General features: G+C 71.5%; 1 protein-coding gene. It reads right to left on the bottom strand.

From position 1 onward, the window contains the following. A partial coding sequence (locus D7X30_RS41350; protein WP_120568468.1) for an IS66 family transposase occupies window positions 1–1075 on the bottom strand: 1075 nt, incomplete at both ends.

Raw genomic sequence — 1075 nt, 5'->3', positions numbered from 1 at the left:
GCCGCCTTGCGCAGCGCCGATTCCGAGCGGTTGTTGTCGAGGGGCAGGCGCGCGTCGGAGACGAATCGCGTCAGGGCGTCCCACTGCTTCAGCGCGTAGGAAATGGCCTGGCCCAGCGGCCCCTTAGGCAGGTGGCGCGGCGCCTGCGCTTCCATCCACGCGCGCAGCGCCGTGAGGACGGGGAGACTCTGCTGCTGACGCAGCTCGCGGTGGGCGTCCGTGCGCACGACGCCCGCGTCGCGGGCCAGGGCTTCCACGCGGTAGAGGGCGAGGATGAAATCCAGCGCCTCACGTGCTTCGGGGGCGGTGGCCAGCGCGTCGAAGAAGCGGCGCCTGCAATGGGCCCAGCACCCGACGCGCACCCGGCCCTGGGGCAGCGTCACCGCGTTGTAGCCGGTGTACGCGTCCACCACGAGGGCGCCCGAGGTGCCGCCCAGGACTTCCTTCGGTGTCTTACTGGCCCGGCCGAGGCTGAAGCGGTAGCCGATGAGCCACTGCCCCGCCTCATTCTGGGTGAGAAAGGTCCAGAGGTAGCCCAGCCGCGTCTTCTTCACGTCCAGCACGCGCAACGGCGTCTCGTCAGCCCACACCACGTCCGCGGACGCAATGCATTGCAAGAGGTGCTGGCACAGAGGCAGCAGCACCGAGGCGGCCTGGTGGAAGAGGTCCGTCAGGGTGCTGCGACTCATGGGCACGCCGCTTCGCTCCACCCGCTGGGCCAGCCGGTGCAGAGGCATGGCGTCCGCGCACTTCGACGTCACCACGTGGGCGAGGAAGCCGGGGCCGTACTCGCCCCGGTCCACCACCCGGGCCGGGGGCGGGGCGGTGACGACGCCCCGGCCGCACGCGCACGCGAGGACTTCCTGCACGTGCACCTGCTTCTCGAAGCGGGCGGGCACGTACTCGTACACCACCGAGGTGCGGCCGGGGCCCAGGGGCTTCAAGTCTTCGCTGCCGCACGCCGGGCAGTGGCGCTCCTCGGCAGGCACCGCGTGGCGAATCTCCCGCGCCAGGGCCTCCTCGGCCTTGCGGGCGGCTCTCTCTTGCCGCTTCTTCTTCGCGGCCTCGGCCCGGG

This window comes from Corallococcus sp. AB011P (genome assembly GCF_003611605.1).
Classification (GTDB): Bacteria; Myxococcota; Myxococcia; order Myxococcales; family Myxococcaceae; genus Corallococcus; species Corallococcus coralloides.
This window is presented reverse-complemented; position numbering and strand designations above follow the sequence as displayed.